The 270-nt window shown below is 40.4% G+C and carries 1 pseudogene; it reads right to left on the reverse strand.

The features are described 5' to 3' along the window. Window positions 1-270: pseudogene (locus AAEY88_RS13755) on the reverse strand (flotillin family protein); the annotation flags it as partial.

A 270-nucleotide genomic window follows, 5' to 3' on the forward strand; every position in this document is an offset into this window, starting at 1 on the left:
CTTTGGCAATTTCGGCTTCACGCTCTTCGCGGGCTTTATTTTCTTTTTGTTTAATGATTTCAGCTTTTTGATCGGCACGTTTAAATTCAAGCGACTGTTGCTGAGCGAGGCGAGCTTCTTCTTCCGACTTTTCGATTTCTAACGATTCTTTTTCTGCTTCAAGATTACGCTGTTCAATTTTGATGCGGTTTTCTTGCTGAATATCGTTGGTTTCTTTACGTTTTTCTTCAATGATTTTTGCTAGACGAGCACGACCTTCGGCATCAAATG

The organism is Psychrobacter sp. CAL346-MNA-CIBAN-0220, assembly GCF_040309805.1.
Taxonomy (GTDB): Bacteria; Pseudomonadota; Gammaproteobacteria; order Pseudomonadales; family Moraxellaceae; genus Psychrobacter.